The organism is Lutibacter sp. (genome assembly GCF_013139515.1).
GTDB lineage: Bacteria > Bacteroidota > Bacteroidia > Flavobacteriales > Flavobacteriaceae > Lutibacter.
The window spans coordinates 18330-38057 of record NZ_WTAR01000120.1; the positions used below are offsets into that span (position 1 = coordinate 18330).

Consider the following 19728-nt stretch of genomic DNA (forward strand, 5'->3'; position numbering starts at 1 on the left):
ATTATCTAAAATTATCAAATGCTATTTTAATTGAAAACACATTAGAGTATAACGCATTTCCAACGTTAGCAATATTTGTAAGTGCATAATCAATTTGAATTCCTCTATAGTTAAAACCAACTCCAAAGTTTGGTTGAAAAACAAATTCTTTTGAAGCATCAAACTGTAACTCATTTTGAAAATTACCTAATCCACCACGTAAAAAAACCGTATTTAAATAATCAATTTGAAAACCTAAAGCAGGATCAATACTTACAATGTCACTTGAAATAATATCATTTGTTTTTGCAAATCGAAGGTTTAAATCAACTTCAGTTAACAACTTAAAATCTCTTGAAATTGCAAATTGTTTAGCAACACCTAGCTGTGCTTTTGGTAATGTTATTTCAGTACTTTCGGGTAATTCTTGATTTTCACCTGGAATTGCATCTTTAATTTTATCAAACTCATCTTCATTAATATTCCAAGTGTTAAACGTAGTTGTAATATCACGAAGCATTAACCCAAATTTCCAATTATTTCTTTCGTATTGAATCCCTGCATCAATTCCAAAACCCCAAGAAGTGGCGAAATCACCAATTATTCGACGAACAATTTTAGCATTTGCACCAAAATTTAATCCTTCAATACGTGATTTTCTTGCATAAGCAATATTAAAAGCATAATCAGCTGCTGAAAATAAACGAATACGATTGTAATCTATATTTCCTTCATTATCAATAAGTTCAGTAGTGTTTAAAATATCATCAACACCAAAACGAATTAAAGAGATACCTAATGCACTTTGTAAATCAATTGGCATTGCAAATCCAACGTAATCATATTTGGCAATGCCAGCAAAATATTCAGCGTGCATAATTGCTCCTTCATACTTTTTAATATTGGTTAAACCAGCCGGATTCCAATACATTGCATTTACATTGTTACTAGTAGCAACAACGGCTTTTCCCATACCAAAAGCAGCTGCATCAACACCAATATTTAAAAATTCATTTGAATATTTTCGAACGGATTGGCTAAAAACAAGCTGACTAGCAAAAAATAGAATGAATAGGCTTTTTTTCAATGTATCGTAATTTTAAAAGCGAATGTAAAAAAACTTTGTTAGTTAATTGTTGATTCATTCATAAATAATATGATTAATAAATGATAAAATACGGTTTTCGCTCCATAATATATCTTTTCCAAAGAAGGAAGTATTAAACCCAACATGGCCTCCATATGTTGGTAATTCTAAATTAAAATTTGAATTATTTTCAGCTTCACTTATTGGAAAACAACTTTTAGATAAAAACGAATCATCTAACGCATTAATTAATAACGTAGGTTTATCAATTGCAGGTATAAATTGTTTGCTGCTACAAGTTTCCCAGTAATCTTCAGCATTTTTATAGCCAAATAAAGGCGCAGTTACTGCATTGTCAAAATCTTCAAAAGAGTTGGCATTTTGCGCTTTATAAATGTCAATGGTGTTTTTAGGAAATTTATGAATCTTAAAAAGTGTTTTTTCTTTTAAGGTTTTTAAAAACTTATTCATATAAATTGAATTGCTCCAACTAGCCAAAGCGTAAGATGAGCCTCTTAAATCGCAAGGGACAGAAACTGCAATCGCTCCTTTAATTTTTGAATTTATAGCAGCTGTTTCACCCATATATTTCAATGTAATATTTCCGCCCATACTATATCCCAAAAGAACGATGTTTTTATAATTGTAATTCTCTAATAAATAGTTAATTACAGTTTCTAAATCATCCGTCTTACCACTATGATAGGAGTATAATTGGTTGTTGTCTTCACCACTACATCCTCTAAAATTAACTGCTACACAATCCATATTTTTTGAATTCAAATAATTAATTACAGAAATTAGATAGCTGGATTGTGAACTTCCTTCTAAACCATGCATCGCAATGACCATAGTTTCTGAACCTACTGTTGAAAAATCTAAATCCAAAAAATCATCATCAGGTGTATCAATCCTTTTTCTATGATAGTTGATGGTGTGTTTATAAAATAGTGTTTTATAAACAGTATTTAAATGCCCATTTTTAAAAAGAAAAGGAGCTTGGTAAGAAGACTTAATTAGTGGCATTTAGCAATAAATTATAAAAATTGAATAAAATTAAATTGTAGTAAAAACAATTCACTAAATTTAACAAAATTTTACTAAAATGACTTTTAAAAAGCACCTTCCAAATTTAATTACGCTACTTAACTTATTATCAGGTACAATAGCAGTTTACTTTGCGGTAAAAGAGCAATTGGTATTAGCCGCTTTTTTTGTTTTTTTAGGTGTATTTTTCGACTTTTTTGATGGTTTAGCTGCACGTTTACTAAATGTACAGGGTGAATTAGGAAAACAGTTAGATTCTTTGGCTGATGTTGTTACAAGCGGAGTAGTACCCGGAATTGTACTATTTCAATTAATTTCAAAAGTATTAACGAAAGGAAGTTGGGATTTGAAGAATGTAATAAATATTAAAACACCAATGTGGGAGCATTTCAACTCCACTTTTTTTATTGCAATTATTGGCCTAATTGTTACACTAGCAGCAGCTTACAGATTGGCTAAATTTAATATTGATGAACGCCAAACAAGTTCATTTATAGGTTTACCAACACCTGCAGCTGCATTGGTAGTTTTATCTTTGCCTTTAATTTTAGCGTATAGTAACAATCAATTTTTTATAAATTTAATTGAGAATGTTTGGTTTTTAATTGGACTAGCAATGCTTTTAAGTTATTTAATGAACGCTGAAATACCATTATTTTCTTTAAAATTTAAAGATTATACTTGGAAAAATAATAAAGTGAAGTTTAGTTATATTTTAATAACAGTAGCGTTGTGTGTTTTTCTTCAATTTATTGCAATACCAATAGTTATTATTGTGTATGTACTTTTGTCTTTAGTTGATGTAAAATTGAATCGTAAAAAAGTTAAAAAATAGAAGCTTCAGTTTCAGTTGTAAATTTTTCTAAAAACTGAATTCCTTTAAAAGAATTTCCTTTTTTGTTAAGTTTCGGACTCCAAACTGCAATTACATATTTATTGGGGTAAATGGCTACAATTCCTCCGCCAACGCCACTTTTACCAGGCAAGCCAACTTTAAATGAAAATTCACCTGCTTCATCGTAAAAACCACATAACTGCATAATTGCATTGATCCGTTTAGAGTTACTTTTACTTAAAACTCGTTCTTCAGAATACGGTGAGACGCCATAAGTTGCTAAAAATAGAAATGTTTGAGAAAGTTCTTTGCAAGTCATTTCAATTGAGCATAAATTAAAATAGAAATCCATCACCACATCAATATCATTTTTAATATTTCCAAAAGATTTCATTAAATTAATTAAAGCGGTATTTCTATACCCAGAAGCTTTTTCAGAATTCGCAATTCGTGGGCAATAATCAATAGTTTCAATGCCAGAAATTTTCCTTACATAGTTGATAAAATCTTCTTTAGGATTTTTTAAATGACTCACTAAAATATCAGAAATTACCAAAGCACCCGCATTAATAAGCGGGTTACGAGGTATTCCAATATCGGTTTCTAATTGTATCAATGAGTTAAAAGCGGTTCCTGAAGGTTCAACCCCAACACGTTTCCATAATTTTTCATCTTCAAGTTGATATGCCAAAGATAAAGACAATACTTTTGAAATACTTTGTATTGAAAATTTCTCATTAGCATTGCCAAAATTGAAATGTCTGTTCTGAATTGTTGTTAAATGAACACCAAATTTAGAAGAATCTATGGTGCTTAATTCAGGAATATAGTTTGCAACTTTCCCTTTATTTGGTGTGTTTTCTAGCTCTTTGGCTATTTTAGTAACTATTTTTTTATAGTTCATGCCTTAAAAAAACATTAGAATTTACGTTTTTTTAATTCAAAGTCTTTTCCTAAATAAACACGTCTAACCGTTTCATCTTCAGCCAGTTCTTCAGGTGTTCCTTCTTTTAAAATACCACCTTCAAACATTAAATATGTTTTATCAGTAATAGCTAAAGTTTCCTGTACATTGTGATCGGTAATTAGAATACCAATATTTTTATCTTTTAAATGTGCTACAATATTTTGAATGTCTTCAACAGCAATTGGGTCAACACCTGCAAAAGGTTCATCTAATAAAATAAATTTAGGATCTGAAGCCAATGCACGTGCAATCTCCGTTCTTCTTCGCTCACCACCAGATAATAAATCTCCACGATTTTTACGCACATGACCTAAGCTAAATTCGTCAATAAGCGATTCTAATTTTTTCTTTTGATCGAAGGTAGATAAATCTGTGAATTGCAACACTGAAAGAATATTGTCTTCAACAGATAATTTTCTAAAAACAGAGGCTTCTTGTGCTAAATAACCAACACCTTGTTGCGCTCTTTTATACATTGGGAATGAAGTTATAGGCTTATTATCTAAATAAATTTGACCTTCATTGGGTTTAATCATACCAACAATCATGTAAAAAGAAGTTGTTTTCCCTGCTCCGTTCGGGCCTAAAAGTCCAACAATTTGACCTTGTTCAACTTCTAAAGAAATTCCTTTTACAACGTATCTACTTCCGTATTTCTTCTTAATATTTTCAGCTCTTAAAATCATTATAATTTAACAGTTTATTTATGTTGACTATTGGTTGTTTCTAATTCTTCCCAAAATTCGTAGGCTCTACGCAAATGTGGAATTACAATGGTTCCACCCACTAAAGTTGCAATAGAAAGTGTTTCCATCACTTCTTCTTTTGTGACGCCTTCTTTAAATGAGGTTTCTAAATGATATTTTATACAATCATCGCAACGTAAAACAGCTGATGCAACTAAGCCTAATAATTCTTTTGTTTTAACATCTAAATGCCCCTTTGTAAAAGCGTTGGTGTCTAAATTAAATATTCTTTTAATTAATTTATTGTCTTCTGCTAAAATTTTATCGTTCATTTTAACACGATACGCATTAAATTCTTCCACTTGATTAGGCATTTTGCTGTTCTTTTTTGAGTTCGTTTTTAATAACCATTTTAGAAATAAAAATACTTACTTCATATAAAATCATAATAGGAATACCAACAATTACTTGACTAATTATATCGGGTGGTGTAATAATTGCTGCTAAAATTAAAACAACGACTAATGCATGTTTTCTGTATTTTTTTAAAAATTCTGGAGTTATTAAGCCCATTTTAGTTAAAAAATACATGACAATTGGCAATTCAAATATAAGACCTGAAGCTAGTGATGACGAGCGCACTAACGAAATATAAGATCCTAATGTAATGTTACGCTCAACAATATCACTTACTGAATAGTTTCCTAAAAAGTTAACGGATAATGGCGTTACTAAATAGTACCCGAATAAAACACCTATAAAAAATAAAAGTGAAGATATTATAATAAAAATAAAAGCCCCTTTTCGCTCTTTTTCATACAATCCCGGACTTATAAACTTCCAAAATTCCCAAATAACAAAAGGAAAAGCAATAATAAATCCTACGGTTATAGAGGTCCAAATATGAACACTAAATTGCTCAGCCATTGCCAAACTTTGAAATGTAAAAGGTATTTCTGTAATGCACAATCCTTCTGTTCCAAATAGTTTAGAAACTTCACAAAAAAAGCGATACGTAATAAAGCTAGCTTCTTTTGGTGCGAATAAGATTGTATTAAAAATAAAATCTTTCATAACAAAAGCAACAATTGCAAAGGTGAATATAGCACCTGATGAACGTACTAAATGCCATCGTAGTACTTCTACATGGTCTAAAAAAGACATTTCTTTTTCTTGTTTTATTTTTCTTGCCATTTTAAAAAATTCCTTCTTTTAATAAATCATGTAAATGTACAACACCTGCATACGTTATGGTATCTTCAACTAAAATTTGAGTAATATTGTTGGCTTCCATGGTTTCTAAAGCAGTGATTGCCATTTCATCAATTTGAATTGTTTTTGGGTTTTTACTCATAACATCTAATGCTGTTAAAGTGCTAATATCTGAATTATCTTTTAACATACGCCTTAAATCTCCATCAGTAATAATCCCCACAATTTTTTTATTTTCAGTAACTGCGGTTGTCCCTAAACGTTTTTTTGAAATTTCAATAATTACATCTTTAATAGGTGTTGTTGTTAAAACTTCTGGTATTTCATTATTTTCAATTAAATCTCGAACTCTTAAATATAATTTTTTACCCAAAGCGCCTCCAGGATGGTATTTAGCAAAATCTTTACTAGAAAAATTATTTAATTCTAATAAACAAACCGCAAGCGCATCTCCAATAACTAACTGAGCTGTTGTACTTGTTGTAGGTGCTAAATTATTAGGACAAGCCTCTTTTTCTACATACGAATTTAATGCATAATTGGCATTTGTACCTAAATAAGATTCAATATTACCTGTAATTGCTATAATTTTATTTCCATAATTTTTAATTAATGGAACTAGCACTTTAATTTCAGGAGTATTTCCACTTTTTGATATGCAAATAACCACATCATTTTTTTGAATGATTCCTAAATCGCCATGAATAGCATCCGCAGCGTGCATAAAAATTGCAGGCGTACCCGTAGAATTAAATGTGGCAACAATTTTAGTTGCTATATTTGCACTTTTACCAATTCCGGTAACAATAACTCTACCATTAGAAGAATGAATGAAGTTTACTGCATTTTTAAAATCATTATTTAAAAAATTTGTTAAATTAGCAATAGCATCACTTTCAGCTAAAATAGTTTGCTTGGCAGTTTCTATAATTGTATTTTTATTTTTCAAAAGAATATATTTTTTTGAATGAAAAAATGTTTTATTTTGTATTAGCAAACAAAAATAAAGTTATTTAGTTAGAAATTAGAAAAACTTTTAAAAATAAAAGTCAAATGTGTATTTTTTTTTTAACTTTAATGCTAAATACTTATTTAGTCCCTATAATTAAAATTTGTTTTAATAATTTAAAAGCATAATGAGCAGTAAAAATATTGATTTACACGAAGCTTTGAAAAAGAATTTTGGATTTAATAAATTCAAAGGGTTGCAAGAGAAAGTGATACGATGTATTATGGATGGACATGATACTTTTGTAATTATGCCTACAGGTGGTGGTAAATCTTTGTGTTATCAGTTACCAGCATTGATGAAAGAAGGTACAGCAATTGTTGTTTCACCTTTAATTGCATTAATGAAAAACCAGGTTGATGCTATAAGAGGAATTTCATCAGAGTATGGAATAGCGCATGTTTTAAACTCTTCATTAAATAAAACGGAAGTAGCACAGGTTAAAAACGATATTGAAAGTGGCATTACAAAATTATTATATGTAGCTCCAGAATCTCTTATTAAAGAAGAGTATGTAGCGTTTTTGCAACAACAAACTATTTCATTTGTAGCTATTGATGAAGCGCATTGTATTTCAGAATGGGGACATGATTTTAGACCAGAATATAGAAATCTTCGTACTATTATTGAAAAAATAGATAAAGTTCCAATTATTGGCTTAACGGCTACAGCAACTGAAAAAGTACAGGAAGATATTTTAAAAACCCTTGGTATGTCAAATGCCAAAACGTTTAAAGCATCTTTTAACCGTCCTAATTTATTTTATGATGTTCGTCCTAAAACAAAAAATGTTAATTCAGATATTATTCGATTTATCCGTCAACACCAAGACAAATCAGGTATTATTTACTGTTTAAGCAGAAAAAAAGTAGAAGAAGTAGCACAAGTATTGCAAGTTAACGGTGTAAAAGCGGTTCCATATCATGCGGGTTTAGATGGTAAAACTAGAGCAAAACACCAAGATATGTTTTTAATGGAAGATGTAGATGTAGTTGTTGCAACTATCGCTTTTGGGATGGGAATTGACAAGCCTGATGTTCGTTTTGTAATTCACCATGACATTCCAAAAAGTTTAGAAAGTTATTATCAAGAAACTGGTAGAGCCGGTAGAGATGGAGGAGAAGGCTACTGTTTAGCGTATTATGCATATAAAGATATTGAAAAGTTAGAGAAATTTCTTTCAGGAAAACCTATTGCTGAACAAGAAATAGGAAATTCATTATTGCAAGAAGTAGTTGGTTATGCAGAAACCTCCATGTCTCGACGAAAGTATTTACTGCATTATTTTGGTGAAGAATTTGATGATATTAGCGGTTTAGGAGCTGATATGGATGATAATATGAAAAATCCTAAGAAGAAACACGAAGCCAAAGAGGATTTATTAAATTTATTAGAAGTTGTTCAAAAAACAAAACAAAAATACAAAGCAAAAGAACTTGTAAACACATTAATAGGAAAAATAAATGCGTTATTAAAATCTCATAAAACAGATGATCAATTATTTTTTGGTTGTGGGATACAACATCCAGATAAATATTGGATGGCGCTAATTAGACAGGCTTTGGTTGCAGGTTTTATAAGAAAAGAAATTGAACAATATGGTGTTATAAAAATAACAGAACTAGGAGTTGCTTATACAAAAAAGCAGACCTCTTTTATGATGACTGAAGATCATATTTACGATGAAGATGATGATACTACTATTGTAACAAACCAAAAGGGTAGTGGTGCAGCCGCAGATGAAATGTTGGTTAAATTATTAAAAGATTTGCAAAAATCTGTAGCCAAAAAGAATGGAGTGCCACCTTATGCTGTTTTTCAAGAAACTTCATTGGAAGATATGGCGTTAAAATATCCTATTTCAATGGATGAATTGACAAATATTTTTGGTGTTGGTGAAGGGAAAGCGAAAAAATTTGGGAAACCTTTTGTTGAATTAATAGCTAAATACGTTGAGGAAAATGAAATTTTAAGACCTGATGATTTTGTTGTTAAAAGTACTGGAGTTAACTCTGGATTAAAATTGTACATCATTCAAAATACGGATCGGAAAATTCCATTGGAAGACATTGCAAAATCTAAAGGTTTAAAGTTTGAAGAGTTAATTGAAGAAATGCAACGTATTGTGTATAGCGGAACAAAAATTAATATAAACTATTGTATTAATGAGCTTTTAGACGAAGAGCAACAAGAAGAAATTTTCGACTATTTTATGGAATCTGATACCGATAAAATACAAGATGCCATGGATGAATTTGATGGAGAATTTGATGATAATGAGTTGCGTTTAATGCGTATAAAATTTATTAGCCAAGTAGCAAATTAAGCTAAAAAGGCAACAAACATACCTGTTAATATTGCAATAAACTTTAAGAGATTAAACGTATGGTTTTTTGATGTTTCAAATAAAATTATAGTAGAAATATGTAAAAATATTCCAATAATAATGGCTGTAATTTCAGTTTTATACGTCATTACTACTTGAATATGTTCTCCTGCCAAACTTCCTAACGGTGACATTAAAGAAAAAAGTATTAAAAATAACAATGCTTTAGATTTAGCAATGTTAGAATTCACAAAAAAGGTACCCAATATTATTGCAATAGGAATTTTATGTACCACAATTGCCCATAATAAATAGTCATGGTGGTGGTTATGTGCCAAAGGAATGCCTTCCATAAATGCGTGAATACTTAAACTTACAAATAATGCCCAAGGAAAAGTACTGTTTTCTTGTATATGAATATGACCGTGTTCAGCACCTTTAGAGAAAAAATCTAGGATTAGTTGAAATAACAATCCAATTAAAATAAATAGACCAATATTAGAAACTTTACTTGTATATACTTCTGGAAATAAGTGAAGTATGGTAATAGATAATAAGTAAGCACCACTAAAAGCTAATAACAATTGTGCTATTTTGTTGCTTGGTTTTAAACCAAAAACAATTAGAATTCCTACTAAAACAGATACTATAAGTGCAATGTATGTCATTCTAAAACTAAAATTAATCGATCAGAGGTAGTTTCGTTAAAAGGGGCTAGTTGATAATTACCAAAAGTATGTTTTATTTTAAAATTAACAGCTGCTAAGTACGAATTAATTTTTGGTAAATCTAAGCATTTTACTTTCTCAAAATAGGTGTGATGCTTGCCATCAGCATCAAAATTTATTTCTTTAACAACAAAACCATCTTTAATATATCTAGTAATGTTAAACGTAATTCCTTCAATTAATTGTGTTTCTTTAGCAACTAAATTAGCCATCACTTTTTTCACATTCATAAAGTCAATAATAGCTATACCTTCAGGTTTTAAACTATTCTTTATATTTTGAAGTATGGTAATATCTTCAGCATCATCTTCAAAAAAACCAAAACTAGTAAACAAATTTAAAACTGCGTTATAACTGTCTTTAAACGGGTTACGCATATCTTGCTCCATAAAATGTAAACGCTCATTTTCAAATTGTTTTGCTTGCTGAATACTATTTTTAGATAAATCTGCTCCAACAACGTTAAATCCTAAAGAATTTAAATAAATTGAGTGACGTCCTTTACCACAACCTAAATCTAGCAAAGTAGCTTCTTTTTTAAGCGCTAAATAAGAAATAATATTTTGCATAAACTCCTGAGCTTCCGTATAATCTCTATGCGAATATAAAATATGATAATAATTTGTATCAAACCAAGATACAAACCAGTCGTTGTTTTGAGTCATAATTGTTGAAATGCATGCAAAAATAGCAAATAGTTTTAGTTTAATGCATCAATTTTAATGTCAATTAGAGGGACGGTTTATTTCTAAACAAATTGAAAAGGCTTTTATCGAAAATCTTTCTGTATTTTTGCAGAAAATAGGAGAATATGAATCGTGATTTTAGAATGGTTGCAACCACAATGTTTGGTTTTGAAGAATTATTAGAAACTGAACTTAAAAATTTAGGAGCTCAAGATGTTGAAGTTGGTATTAGAAGCGTGTCTTTTAGAGGTGATAAAGGTTTTATGTACAAAGCAAATATAGCTTTACGTACCGCAATACGAATTTTAAAACCAATTAAGCGTTTTAGAGTTGCTGATGAAGATGATTTGTACAAAAAACTAATGCAAATTGAGTGGGAACGAGTTATGACTGTTGATTCTACGTTTTCAATTGGTGCAGTTGTAAACTCTAATAATTTTACAACAAACTCTCACTATATCTCATTAAAATCTAAAGATGCCATTGCTGATTATTTTAGAAATAAATACCATAAAAGGCCCAATGTAGATGTAAAACATCCTGATATTAAGATTCATGTGCATATACAAAAAGAAATGTGTTCGGTTTCTTTAGATAGTTCAGGAGATTCATTGCACAAGCGTGGTTATAGAAGTTCTACCAATATTGCACCTATTAATGAGGTTTTAGCAGCTGGTTTGGTATTGCTTTCAGGGTATACAGGCGATTGTAATTTTATTGACCCAATGTGTGGTTCAGGTACTATTTTAATTGAAGCTGCTATGATAGCGAATAATATTCCTGCAAATATCAACAGAAAAGAATTTGGTTTTGAAAAGTGGGAAGATTATGATGAAGATTTATATTTTACCATTCAAGATTCTTTATTGAAAAAAATTAGAAGCTCTCATTTTAAGATTATGGGATTTGATAAAGCACCTTCAGCTGTAACAAAAGCACAAGAAAATATAAAAAATGCTAATTTAGAAGAGTTTATAGGTGTACATCATATCAATTTCTTTAATTCAGCAAAAGAAGTATTTGGGCAAACTACTATTTTATTTAATCCGCCTTATGGAGAGCGTTTAAATGTTGATGTTCAAGAATTTTACAAGAAAATTGGAGACACATTAAAGCATGGTTATCCAGACTCTACTGTTTGGTTTATAACATCAGATTTTGAAGCATTGAAACACGTTGGATTAAGAACTTCAAGAAAAATACCCGTAAAAAATGGTGATTTAGATTGTAAGTTTGTACGTTATGACATGTATGCAGGAAGTAAAAAAGCTAAAAAATTACCTCCAGTAAATGAAAGTGAAAGCTAAGCGCTATTTTTCTTTAATAGTACTTCCTTTTTTAATTGCTTTGTGGTTTTCGTAGCATAATAAAACGGCTTCAATTAACTGTAAATCACTGGCCGATTTTATAAAATAGTCTGAATAATTACATTCGTTAAGTAATTCTGTGAGTTCATCGGCATCCAAATCCAAGTACTCCATCATCAGTTCTCTATTAAATTTGCCTTCTAACATGACACGCAAATGGTCGTCGCTACGTAATTTTTTTAGTTTTCTTAATTGCTTTGGTTTTTTCCCAAACATACTATACACAAAATCTATTGGTTTAAACAAAGCATCAATAGGCGAGGTGTAGTTTCTTCGCGTTCTTGTGCCAACTTCATATGTTTGAGGCAAGCCTACAATGTGAATTCGAGCATATTTATCTTTTGGTACATTTTTAGCATCAATCTCTAAAACACCAACAAGTTTGTGCGATTTTACAACAACTTCTTTAATTTGTTCCGTTTTTTCATGCAATTCAATGACTAGTTCATTTCCTTTTAATAAATCGTTTGTAATTTTTAATTTTATGGATTGATACCCTAAGTAAGACACATAAATAGTATCGTTTGGTTGTGTAGCAATTTCAAATTTACCATCATCATTCGCAATAGTTCCAATAACTGAATTTAAATTGAATAAATGGGCTCCAGCTAATGGAGTCTTATTTATATTACTAACTATTTGGCCTTTTAAGAAAATAGCTAACGGTGTATTTTTTATAGAATCGTTATTCTTTATTTCTTGACTAAATGCTTTCATTGAAATTAAAATAAAAGCAACACAAAGTATCTTTTTTGTCATATGCAATAATACTAATTATTAGCGATAATTTTGTTAAAGAAAACTAAAAGAATCATTTAATGATTTGATTGATTACAGACTGCGAAAAAATAGAAACCAACCCGTTACTTTTAGAACTCTCAGTTAGCACTATTTATTTTTTTTGAACGCTTAACTTATAGGTGTTCTAGCAAATAAAAAGACTTGTGCCCCACACAAGTCTTTTTGACATAAACTCCCTAAATAATACGAATTAGATACTGAATTTTAATCATTTTCTAAATCCGTACGTTCCTTTAATACCTTTTAATGAAATCATTTAATGGTTTATTTAATAACAACTATCAATTAAAATACCCTACTTTTTAAACTGTTTTTTAATTGATGGTAGAAAGTTTCACATTAATCTAGTACAATACTATCTTGTATTAATCCTAAGAAAATAGCAGCAATTTCACCGTTGCCATCATCGTTGTTTGGGTTTATTTCAATAATACCGTTTCCATTTCTATCTGCTTTTTCAGGTGAAGTCCCGTTAAAACCAATGGTTTGTACAATTGTTAGCAGTGAATTTAAATCAAACTTAATAAGTGCATTCGCATTGTTTCCAAGAATACTTAATTCTAATGAATTGTTGAATTCAACTTCAACTAGGTTTTCAGTGTTGTGCCAAAACACAAAAGGAATGCCATCAATATCACCTGTAATTTCAACAGATTTTTGATCTAAAGCTAATTGACTATCTGTGTTTTTATGTAAGTTGAATTTTACTTTGTCATACGTATTATTTGGTACTGTAACTGTTGCAATATCTACTAAAGTATTATTATTTGACATGTTTAAATAGTAAGGTCCTTCAAAAACAGTATTTAAATAAGCATCATTTTGAATGCCTAATTGAATGTTTTTAATGTTTACTTCAAAAGTAGAAATAGTTGCTGTAAATTGACTTTTTGATGATGAATTGCCAATATTTGCGAGTGCTTGTATGGTCACTGTTCCTGTTTCACTTTCCAAAATTGTGTTGTCACTGTTTTGGTCGCAAGAAAAGTTGATACATAAAATTACTGCTAAAAATAATTTAGGGGCTGCTTTAAGAAGTCTCATTTATACGTATGTTGTGGGTTACTAATAAAGTATAAATATACTATATAATTATAAAAAATACTTGTTTTTAAACTGTTTTTTTATTGAAAGGAATACATTTTATCATAGTAACTATTACTTTAATAATTGTAAACGTAAACGTTTTATGAATAAACGTTATATTATTTGCTTTAAACGTTCAAATATATTTTCCTTTGAAATTATACATTTATCTATATAAAAGGGTATCTTTAAAATGAAAAAGAAGGTTACGTTTTTAGGAAACTGAGCTATTTAATAAAGAACTATGATAACAGCAATAATAATTGACGATGAATTAAATGCTAGAGAATTTCTAAGAAAATTAATTCTAAGATATTTTTCAGAAAAAATTGTAATCTTAACAACATGCCAATCTGTTGAAGAGGGCGTAAATGCCATAAAATTATATGAACCAGAGTTGGTTTTTTTAGACATTCAAATGCCAAATGAAAACGGATTTGAATTATTTAAACATTTTAGTGCCCCTATCTTCAGCGTTATTTTCACCACCGCACATAAAAATTTTGCTATTGACGCTATTAGACATTCAGCGTTAGATTATTTATTAAAACCTATTAATTATATAGATCTTCTTTCAGCAATTAAACGATTGGAAACAAAAAAATCTACACTACAACAAAAAACTAAAATTGAACTTTTACTGGATAATATAAGTGTAGCGCATAATACGTTTAATAAAGTAGCGTTGCCTACGCAACAAGGGTACGATTTAATAAAATTAAATAATATTGTTTATTGCCAATCTGAAAGTAATTATTGTAAAATAACGTGTATTGATGGCAAACAAATTTTAATGGCAAAAACATTAAAGTTTGTAGAAGAATTATTGGGGAATCAATTATTTGTTCGTATTCATAAATCATATTTAGTAAACTTAAATTATGTAATAAAATTTGATAAAGTTGATGATTTAAAAGTAACCCTAGCTAACGGAGAACAATTACCTGTCTCTATTCGGAAAAAAGAACATTTTATAAATGCCATATTGCAAAAAAAATAACTTTTTAATTTTACTTCTTTTCATAGTTGGCACTATAACAGCACAAATAGTTCCGTCTAAACAAGTAAGCACGCTAAATGGTTTACCTAACAACCAAGTAGAATCCATTTTTAAAGACTCTAGAGGTATTTTGTGGGTTGGTACAAATAATGGGGTATCTAAAATTGAGAATGGACAAATAACCAATTTTTATGCTTCAGATGGTTTGGCACATAACAGTGCTTGGAGTATAATAGAAGATGCCAATAATAATATTTGGATAGGAAGTCATGGTGGAGGTGTTACAAAGTTTGATGGAAAAACTTTCACAATTTTTAACACCAAAAACGGATTGGTCAATAATTACATTCGAAAATTATTTAATTATAAGAACTATATTTTTATTGGAACAGAAGATGGATTGTCTATAATTAACACTAAAAATGATAACATTTCAACTTTTGATGCGAGTGGTGTTTTAAACCGTAATGGGGTGAAGGATTTTCAAGTGATGGATTATTTTGTGTATAAAAATGAAATTTATTGTGCCACACTTGAATCGGGTATTTTTAAGTTGAATATAGAAGAAATGGCCGTTAAAAGAGTATTTAACTATCATGGAAATTTTCTTTTTTCGAATTATTTAAATAACAATACTATTTTTTACGCCATTGATAATAGAGGAGGAGGGCATAGTGGATCGCTTAAAAAATTTAATATAGACAGCTTGTTAGCGGATAAAAAAGAAATTACATCATTTGGAAAATCTATTATTTGGGACTATGCAACAGACCACAAAAATAATTTATATGGAGCCGCTTGGGGTGTGCATTCAGATAATGGAGGAGTTTACCAAATTAAAGCGAATACATTTATTGATAGATCTACTGATTTTGGTGTGGATAGTAAAAGTGTTAGATGCTTATATTTTGATAAAAAATTTAACTTTTTATATATTGGCACACAAGATAAGGGGTTTTATAAAGTAGATTTAAATGAAAATATTATTTTTTATAAAAATAATAAACTACATATTACCGATGTTTTATCCTTAAAGAAGAAATTCTATTTTTTAACTAAAAAAGGATTAAAAATAACTCAAAATAATGCCATAATTAAGCATCAATGGAAACATGAATTTTATGATTATGCCTTACATAAATTAACACACATTCCTGAAACTCCTAAAGTTATCTTTCATTATTTTATCAATCAAAATTCTACGGAATACCTGTCTTTTAAAAAAATTATTTACAATAAAAACGGCATTTGGATTAGTACAAATATTGGCTTATTTCAGCTGAATACTCATGGTGATTTTTTAAATTATTACCCAATAATAACTAATGAGTTTGAATTTAATAAAAAAAATGAACTTTTAAATCCAATTCCTTATTCTTCATTTGATGTGATAAGCAATCTCCAAAATTATACAACTAGTACGTTAGATTTTGAACCTAAAAGGTTTTTGGCAACAAATCCAAATACCCCTGTAAATGTTAGTGCTTTTCAAAAATTAAACGAAAAAATAGTTGTAGCTACGCTATACAGAGGGCTGTTTATTTACGAAAACGATACTTTTAGTTCATTAAATGAAACAAATATTTTTAATGAATTAGAAATAGGTCATTTAGCATTTATTAAAGAATCAAATGCCTTAGTTATTGGTACAGTTTCAGGAGAAGTGTATTTAGCAGATGTTACAAAAGATTTCAAAATTATAAAGAAAATAGATCGAAAATTAATGAACGGAAATTCTATTGTATTTTTAGAAACCTATAAAAATTATATACTAATAGGAACAAATGAAGGATTAACTATTTATAACGATGGTAAATTTCAATTTATAGACCACGATCAGGGTTTAGTAAAACATCAATTAACTTCAAGTATCGTTATTGATGATGAATTAATAGTAGGAACAAATGAAGGCTATTATGTGTTTAATTTGCCTAAAATCATCAATCCAAATCCAGAAAATCTTAAACTTGAAATAAGTGATATTTCCATTAATAATAAGAAGGTGAGCAAAAACCAATACTATTGGTTTAACTATATGCCACAAAAATTAAATTTAAATCACAATCAAAATAGAATTAATATTAATTTTAAAGCTAATAACACTCCTTATCCCACTAAATTAAGATATAAATACAACATTAGTGGGTTAGATAGTATTTGGAGTGATTATTCAACAAATACCAATATTTTTCTTCATTATGTACCTTCAGGAGTATTTAATATTGTTGTAAAAACAACTGATTTAAATTCAGGAAAAGAATATACAACTAACTTATTAACTGTAAAAGTTTCCCTTCCATATTGGAAAACGTGGTGGTTTAGAACGCTTTTTATATTTCAAATTGTGCTTATTAGTTATGTTATATATAGAATTAGAACACGTTTAATTAGAAATGTAGAAAATCAAAAGTCAGAAATTCAAAAACGATTGCTTGAAACCAAACTGGAAGCATTACAATCACAAATGAATCCGCATTTTACCTTTAATGCTATGAATTCTATACAAAATTATATTATAGATAATGACACGGACAATGCCTTGATGTATTTAAGTGAATTTGCCAAATTAATACGTAAAACATTAGACAATTCAAGTCATCAAAAAATTTCATTAACAGAAGAAATTAGCTATTTAAAATCGTATATAACTTTAGAAAATATGCGATTTGAGAATAAGATTACTATCCATATTCATAAGAACAATCTTAATACCAATAGTGTTTTTATGCCACCTATGTTAATTGAGCCTTTTGTTGAAAACGTATTTATCCATGCGTTTGATGCTAAACATCCAAACCCTACGCTTACCATCAATTTTTCAATTAAAAATAACAGTTTACAATGTGAAATTATTGACAATGGGAAAGGAATACAAAAATCAACTTTAGGAAAACTTCATAAATCAAAAGGATTAAAATTAGTAACTGAACGACTGTATTTATTAAATAAATCGGGTTTAAATAATTTTAATATTCGTTCCAATGCTCAAGGAACTACAGTGCTATTAAACTTACAGCTACAAAATACAAACGGTTAATTTTATTTATTATACGGTTACTCTAAAAATTGTATCATTTACTAACTTACTAAGAAGCGTCTATTTGGTTATGTTACATTTACGGTATTGTTATATTAATTAAGCTAAAATTGCTTTGAAAAGGATGTCTAAGTCTGAAGCTTCCTGAAAAAGAAAGAGTTTTAGAAGCACTGTCAAAAAGATGGTGCTTTTTTTGTTTTATATGTCATTGCGACTAAAAGGAAGCAATCTGCTTCTTCAAAACACTCGTCATTGCGAGTGTAACGAAGCAATCTCATGAGTTGGAACTCCAATGTAACAGATTACTTCATTCCACTGCGTTACATTCGTAATGACTGGTTATTGTTAATTCCGTCATCCCGAACTTGATTCGGAATCTGCCCCAATCAAATTTAAATGCTACTTAGAACTCCTAAGCTACAGAGTATTGTTTCCCAGTCAGTTCGAGTGCCGAAACGTAGTGAAGGTGTATCGAGAACTTTATGGTAAGAACTTCTCGATACAATTTTATTCCGTTTCACTTCATAAAACCACTCGAAGTGACAGTGACTACTGCAACCTCCTAAAACACACCGTCATCCCGAACTTGATTAGGGATCTGCCCCAATCAAATTTAAATGCTACTTAGAACTCCTAAGCTACAGAGTATTGTTTCCTAGTCAGTTCGAGTGCCGTAATGCAGTGAAGGTGTATCGAGAACTTTATGGTAAGAACTTCTCGATACAATTTTATTTCGTTTCACTTCATAAAACCACTCGAAGTGACAGTGATATAACATACATATCGTTTGGTTCATGTTATTTTCAACCACAAATAATGTGTATAAATGACCAATAATGGTGAATAACTTTAAAAACAGCACACTCCATGAACTCAATTTTTAGAAGGAAAAAAAGAATTTAGAGGTGTATATAGGGAGAGTTTTGGGTACTGAAGGCCATTTTTAACAAGATTTGAACTTATTTTAATAACTTCAAGAGATATTTGAATAAGATCAAGAGATAATTCAATATCATCAGAAGATAATCTCATATCTCTTGATGATAATTTGGGTTTGCTTAGCAATAATAGCCCAAAAACAAGGCATAAAAAATCCTCGACTGCCGAAACAATCGAGGATGTTATCAACATATTAAAAAGAAGTGCGGTTTATTCGCCACTCACCTTATACTCCAGTCCTTTCAGCATTTTACGCAAGCGTTTTGCAGGTCTAAAGTTCATATGTGCCTTTTTTACTGTGGCACTGTTCACCTCTTCAAGTGTTGCTTTTCCTTCAGCGTGCACACCAATGTGAAAGAGTCCTAAATCACCAAATTGTACGGTGCGTCCTTGTTCTAGCTCATCCATCATATTGTGCTCTAAAGCACGTAATACGGCCAAACAATCTGCTTCACGAACAGTACATTGGTTGGAGACCAGATACGCCAGTCTTTCAAAATTAACCATTCCTGTAGTGGTTGCATACGCATAATATTTTGGTGCCGCAGCGTCATCCTGCGGGTTTTTACGGGCAATGCCCTTTAAATTTAACATTCTTGAAATTTTTTATAATAAATGGATAACTTTAAGGCAGTTATACCGACGCCTTAACTACACACCTTTTATTTAACAAATCGAAGGACCCGTGAATTTTGGAAATTTGTAACGGTCATATAGTCTATTACCGTTTTGATTGGTTTAAAATACTTATGTCATTTTTTCCTGATCTAAAATTTTTATTAAAAATCTTAGGTAGGCTAAAAGAAGTGATGTAGATTTGTAATGTAAAAAAAATCTGACGCTTCTTTTAGCGTTACCTTTTAAAAAAGTCTTAAAGCTCCAACTTTAAGGCTTTTGTTTTTATATTCAAAAAACAATTTTAATACTTCTAATTGT

17 protein-coding genes are annotated in these 19728 nt (G+C 29.7%); 5 read left to right on the forward strand and 12 right to left on the reverse strand.

The window, feature by feature from the left end; translation table 11 throughout:
* Position 1: 1 nt before the first annotated feature.
* Positions 2 to 1066, reverse strand: coding sequence for a PorV/PorQ family protein (locus GQ540_RS10790; protein WP_291800897.1), 1065 nt, complete (start codon positions 1064 to 1066; stop codon positions 2 to 4).
* A gap of 54 nt (positions 1067 to 1120) precedes the next feature.
* Positions 1121 to 2092, reverse strand: coding sequence for an alpha/beta fold hydrolase (locus GQ540_RS10795; protein ID WP_291800899.1), 972 nt, complete (start codon positions 2090 to 2092; stop codon positions 1121 to 1123).
* A gap of 79 nt (positions 2093 to 2171) precedes the next feature.
* Here GQ540_RS10795 and GQ540_RS10800 point away from each other — a divergent pair, with 79 nt between their 5' ends.
* Complete coding sequence (locus GQ540_RS10800; protein WP_291800901.1) at positions 2172 to 2948, forward strand: CDP-alcohol phosphatidyltransferase family protein; 777 nt, start codon at positions 2172 to 2174, stop codon at positions 2946 to 2948.
* Here GQ540_RS10800 and GQ540_RS10805 read toward each other — a convergent pair.
* From GQ540_RS10805 to GQ540_RS10825, 5 genes are read right to left on the reverse strand one after another with little or no spacing between them, the layout of a single operon-like run.
* Positions 2938 to 3852, reverse strand: a complete 915-nt coding sequence (locus GQ540_RS10805) for a glutaminase (protein WP_291800903.1) — start codon at positions 3850 to 3852, stop codon at positions 2938 to 2940. The two genes, GQ540_RS10800 and GQ540_RS10805, sit on opposite strands and share 11 nt — an antisense overlap.
* A gap of 14 nt (positions 3853 to 3866) precedes the next feature.
* The gene (lptB, locus tag GQ540_RS10810; RefSeq protein WP_291800905.1) at positions 3867 to 4601 is read right to left on the reverse strand and encodes an LPS export ABC transporter ATP-binding protein; all 735 of its coding nucleotides are present in this window, start codon (positions 4599 to 4601) and stop codon (positions 3867 to 3869) included.
* Between the two features lie 14 nt (positions 4602 to 4615).
* Complete coding sequence (locus tag GQ540_RS10815) at positions 4616 to 4975, reverse strand: carboxymuconolactone decarboxylase family protein (protein WP_291800907.1); 360 nt, start codon at positions 4973 to 4975, stop codon at positions 4616 to 4618.
* Positions 4968 to 5795 (reverse strand): twin-arginine translocase subunit TatC, encoded by an 828-nt coding sequence (gene tatC, locus GQ540_RS10820; protein ID WP_291800909.1) that lies wholly within the window; start codon positions 5793 to 5795, stop codon positions 4968 to 4970. The genes GQ540_RS10815 and tatC overlap by 8 nt, the downstream gene beginning before the upstream one ends.
* Position 5796: 1 nt before the next feature.
* Positions 5797 to 6762, reverse strand: a complete 966-nt coding sequence (locus tag GQ540_RS10825; protein ID WP_291800911.1) for an SIS domain-containing protein — start codon at positions 6760 to 6762, stop codon at positions 5797 to 5799.
* Positions 6763 to 6949: 187 nt separating this feature from the next.
* Between GQ540_RS10825 and GQ540_RS10830 the strand changes: the two genes are divergently transcribed.
* Positions 6950 to 9148 carry a RecQ family ATP-dependent DNA helicase gene (locus GQ540_RS10830; RefSeq protein WP_291800913.1) on the forward strand — a complete coding sequence of 733 codons (2199 nt, stop codon included), beginning with the start codon at positions 6950 to 6952 and terminating at the stop codon, positions 9146 to 9148.
* Here GQ540_RS10830 and GQ540_RS10835 read toward each other — a convergent pair.
* Both GQ540_RS10835 and GQ540_RS10840 read right to left on the reverse strand, forming a co-directional pair.
* A complete protein-coding gene (locus tag GQ540_RS10835) occupies positions 9145 to 9816 on the reverse strand; it encodes a ZIP family metal transporter (RefSeq protein ID WP_291800915.1) in 672 nt (223 codons plus the stop codon). The two genes, GQ540_RS10830 and GQ540_RS10835, sit on opposite strands and share 4 nt — an antisense overlap.
* Positions 9813 to 10541 (reverse strand): cyclopropane-fatty-acyl-phospholipid synthase family protein, encoded by a 729-nt coding sequence (locus tag GQ540_RS10840; RefSeq protein ID WP_291800917.1) that lies wholly within the window; start codon positions 10539 to 10541, stop codon positions 9813 to 9815. The genes GQ540_RS10835 and GQ540_RS10840 overlap by 4 nt, the downstream gene beginning before the upstream one ends.
* A 146-nt stretch (positions 10542 to 10687) precedes the next feature.
* Here GQ540_RS10840 and GQ540_RS10845 point away from each other — a divergent pair, with 146 nt between their 5' ends.
* Positions 10688 to 11869, forward strand: a complete 1182-nt coding sequence (locus GQ540_RS10845; protein WP_291800919.1) for a THUMP domain-containing protein — start codon at positions 10688 to 10690, stop codon at positions 11867 to 11869.
* A 3-nt stretch (positions 11870 to 11872) separates the two neighbouring features.
* Here GQ540_RS10845 and GQ540_RS10850 read toward each other — a convergent pair whose 3' ends face one another.
* Together GQ540_RS10850 and GQ540_RS10855 are read right to left on the reverse strand one after the other, a co-directional pair.
* On the reverse strand, positions 11873 to 12688 hold the full coding sequence (locus GQ540_RS10850) for a carboxypeptidase-like regulatory domain-containing protein (protein WP_291800921.1): 816 nt from the start codon (positions 12686 to 12688) through the stop codon (positions 11873 to 11875).
* Positions 12689 to 13069: 381 nt separating this feature from the next.
* On the reverse strand, positions 13070 to 13774 hold the full coding sequence (locus GQ540_RS10855) for a hypothetical protein (protein ID WP_291800923.1): 705 nt from the start codon (positions 13772 to 13774) through the stop codon (positions 13070 to 13072).
* A gap of 286 nt (positions 13775 to 14060) precedes the next feature.
* On the opposite strand from GQ540_RS10855, the gene GQ540_RS10860 reads away from it, so the two are divergent.
* Together GQ540_RS10860 and GQ540_RS10865 are read left to right on the forward strand one after the other, a co-directional pair.
* Entirely contained in the window at positions 14061 to 14816 is a 756-nt protein-coding gene (locus tag GQ540_RS10860) for a LytTR family DNA-binding domain-containing protein (protein ID WP_291800925.1), read from the forward strand.
* Complete coding sequence (locus tag GQ540_RS10865; RefSeq protein WP_291800927.1) at positions 14794 to 17853, forward strand: histidine kinase; 3060 nt, start codon at positions 14794 to 14796, stop codon at positions 17851 to 17853. Before GQ540_RS10860 ends, GQ540_RS10865 begins: the two co-directional genes overlap by 23 nt.
* Before the next feature lie 1149 nt (positions 17854 to 19002).
* Here the strand turns inward: GQ540_RS10865 and GQ540_RS10870 are convergent.
* Positions 19003 to 19386, reverse strand: a complete 384-nt coding sequence (locus GQ540_RS10870) for an HU family DNA-binding protein (RefSeq protein ID WP_291800929.1) — start codon at positions 19384 to 19386, stop codon at positions 19003 to 19005.
* Positions 19387 to 19728 lie beyond the last annotated feature (342 nt).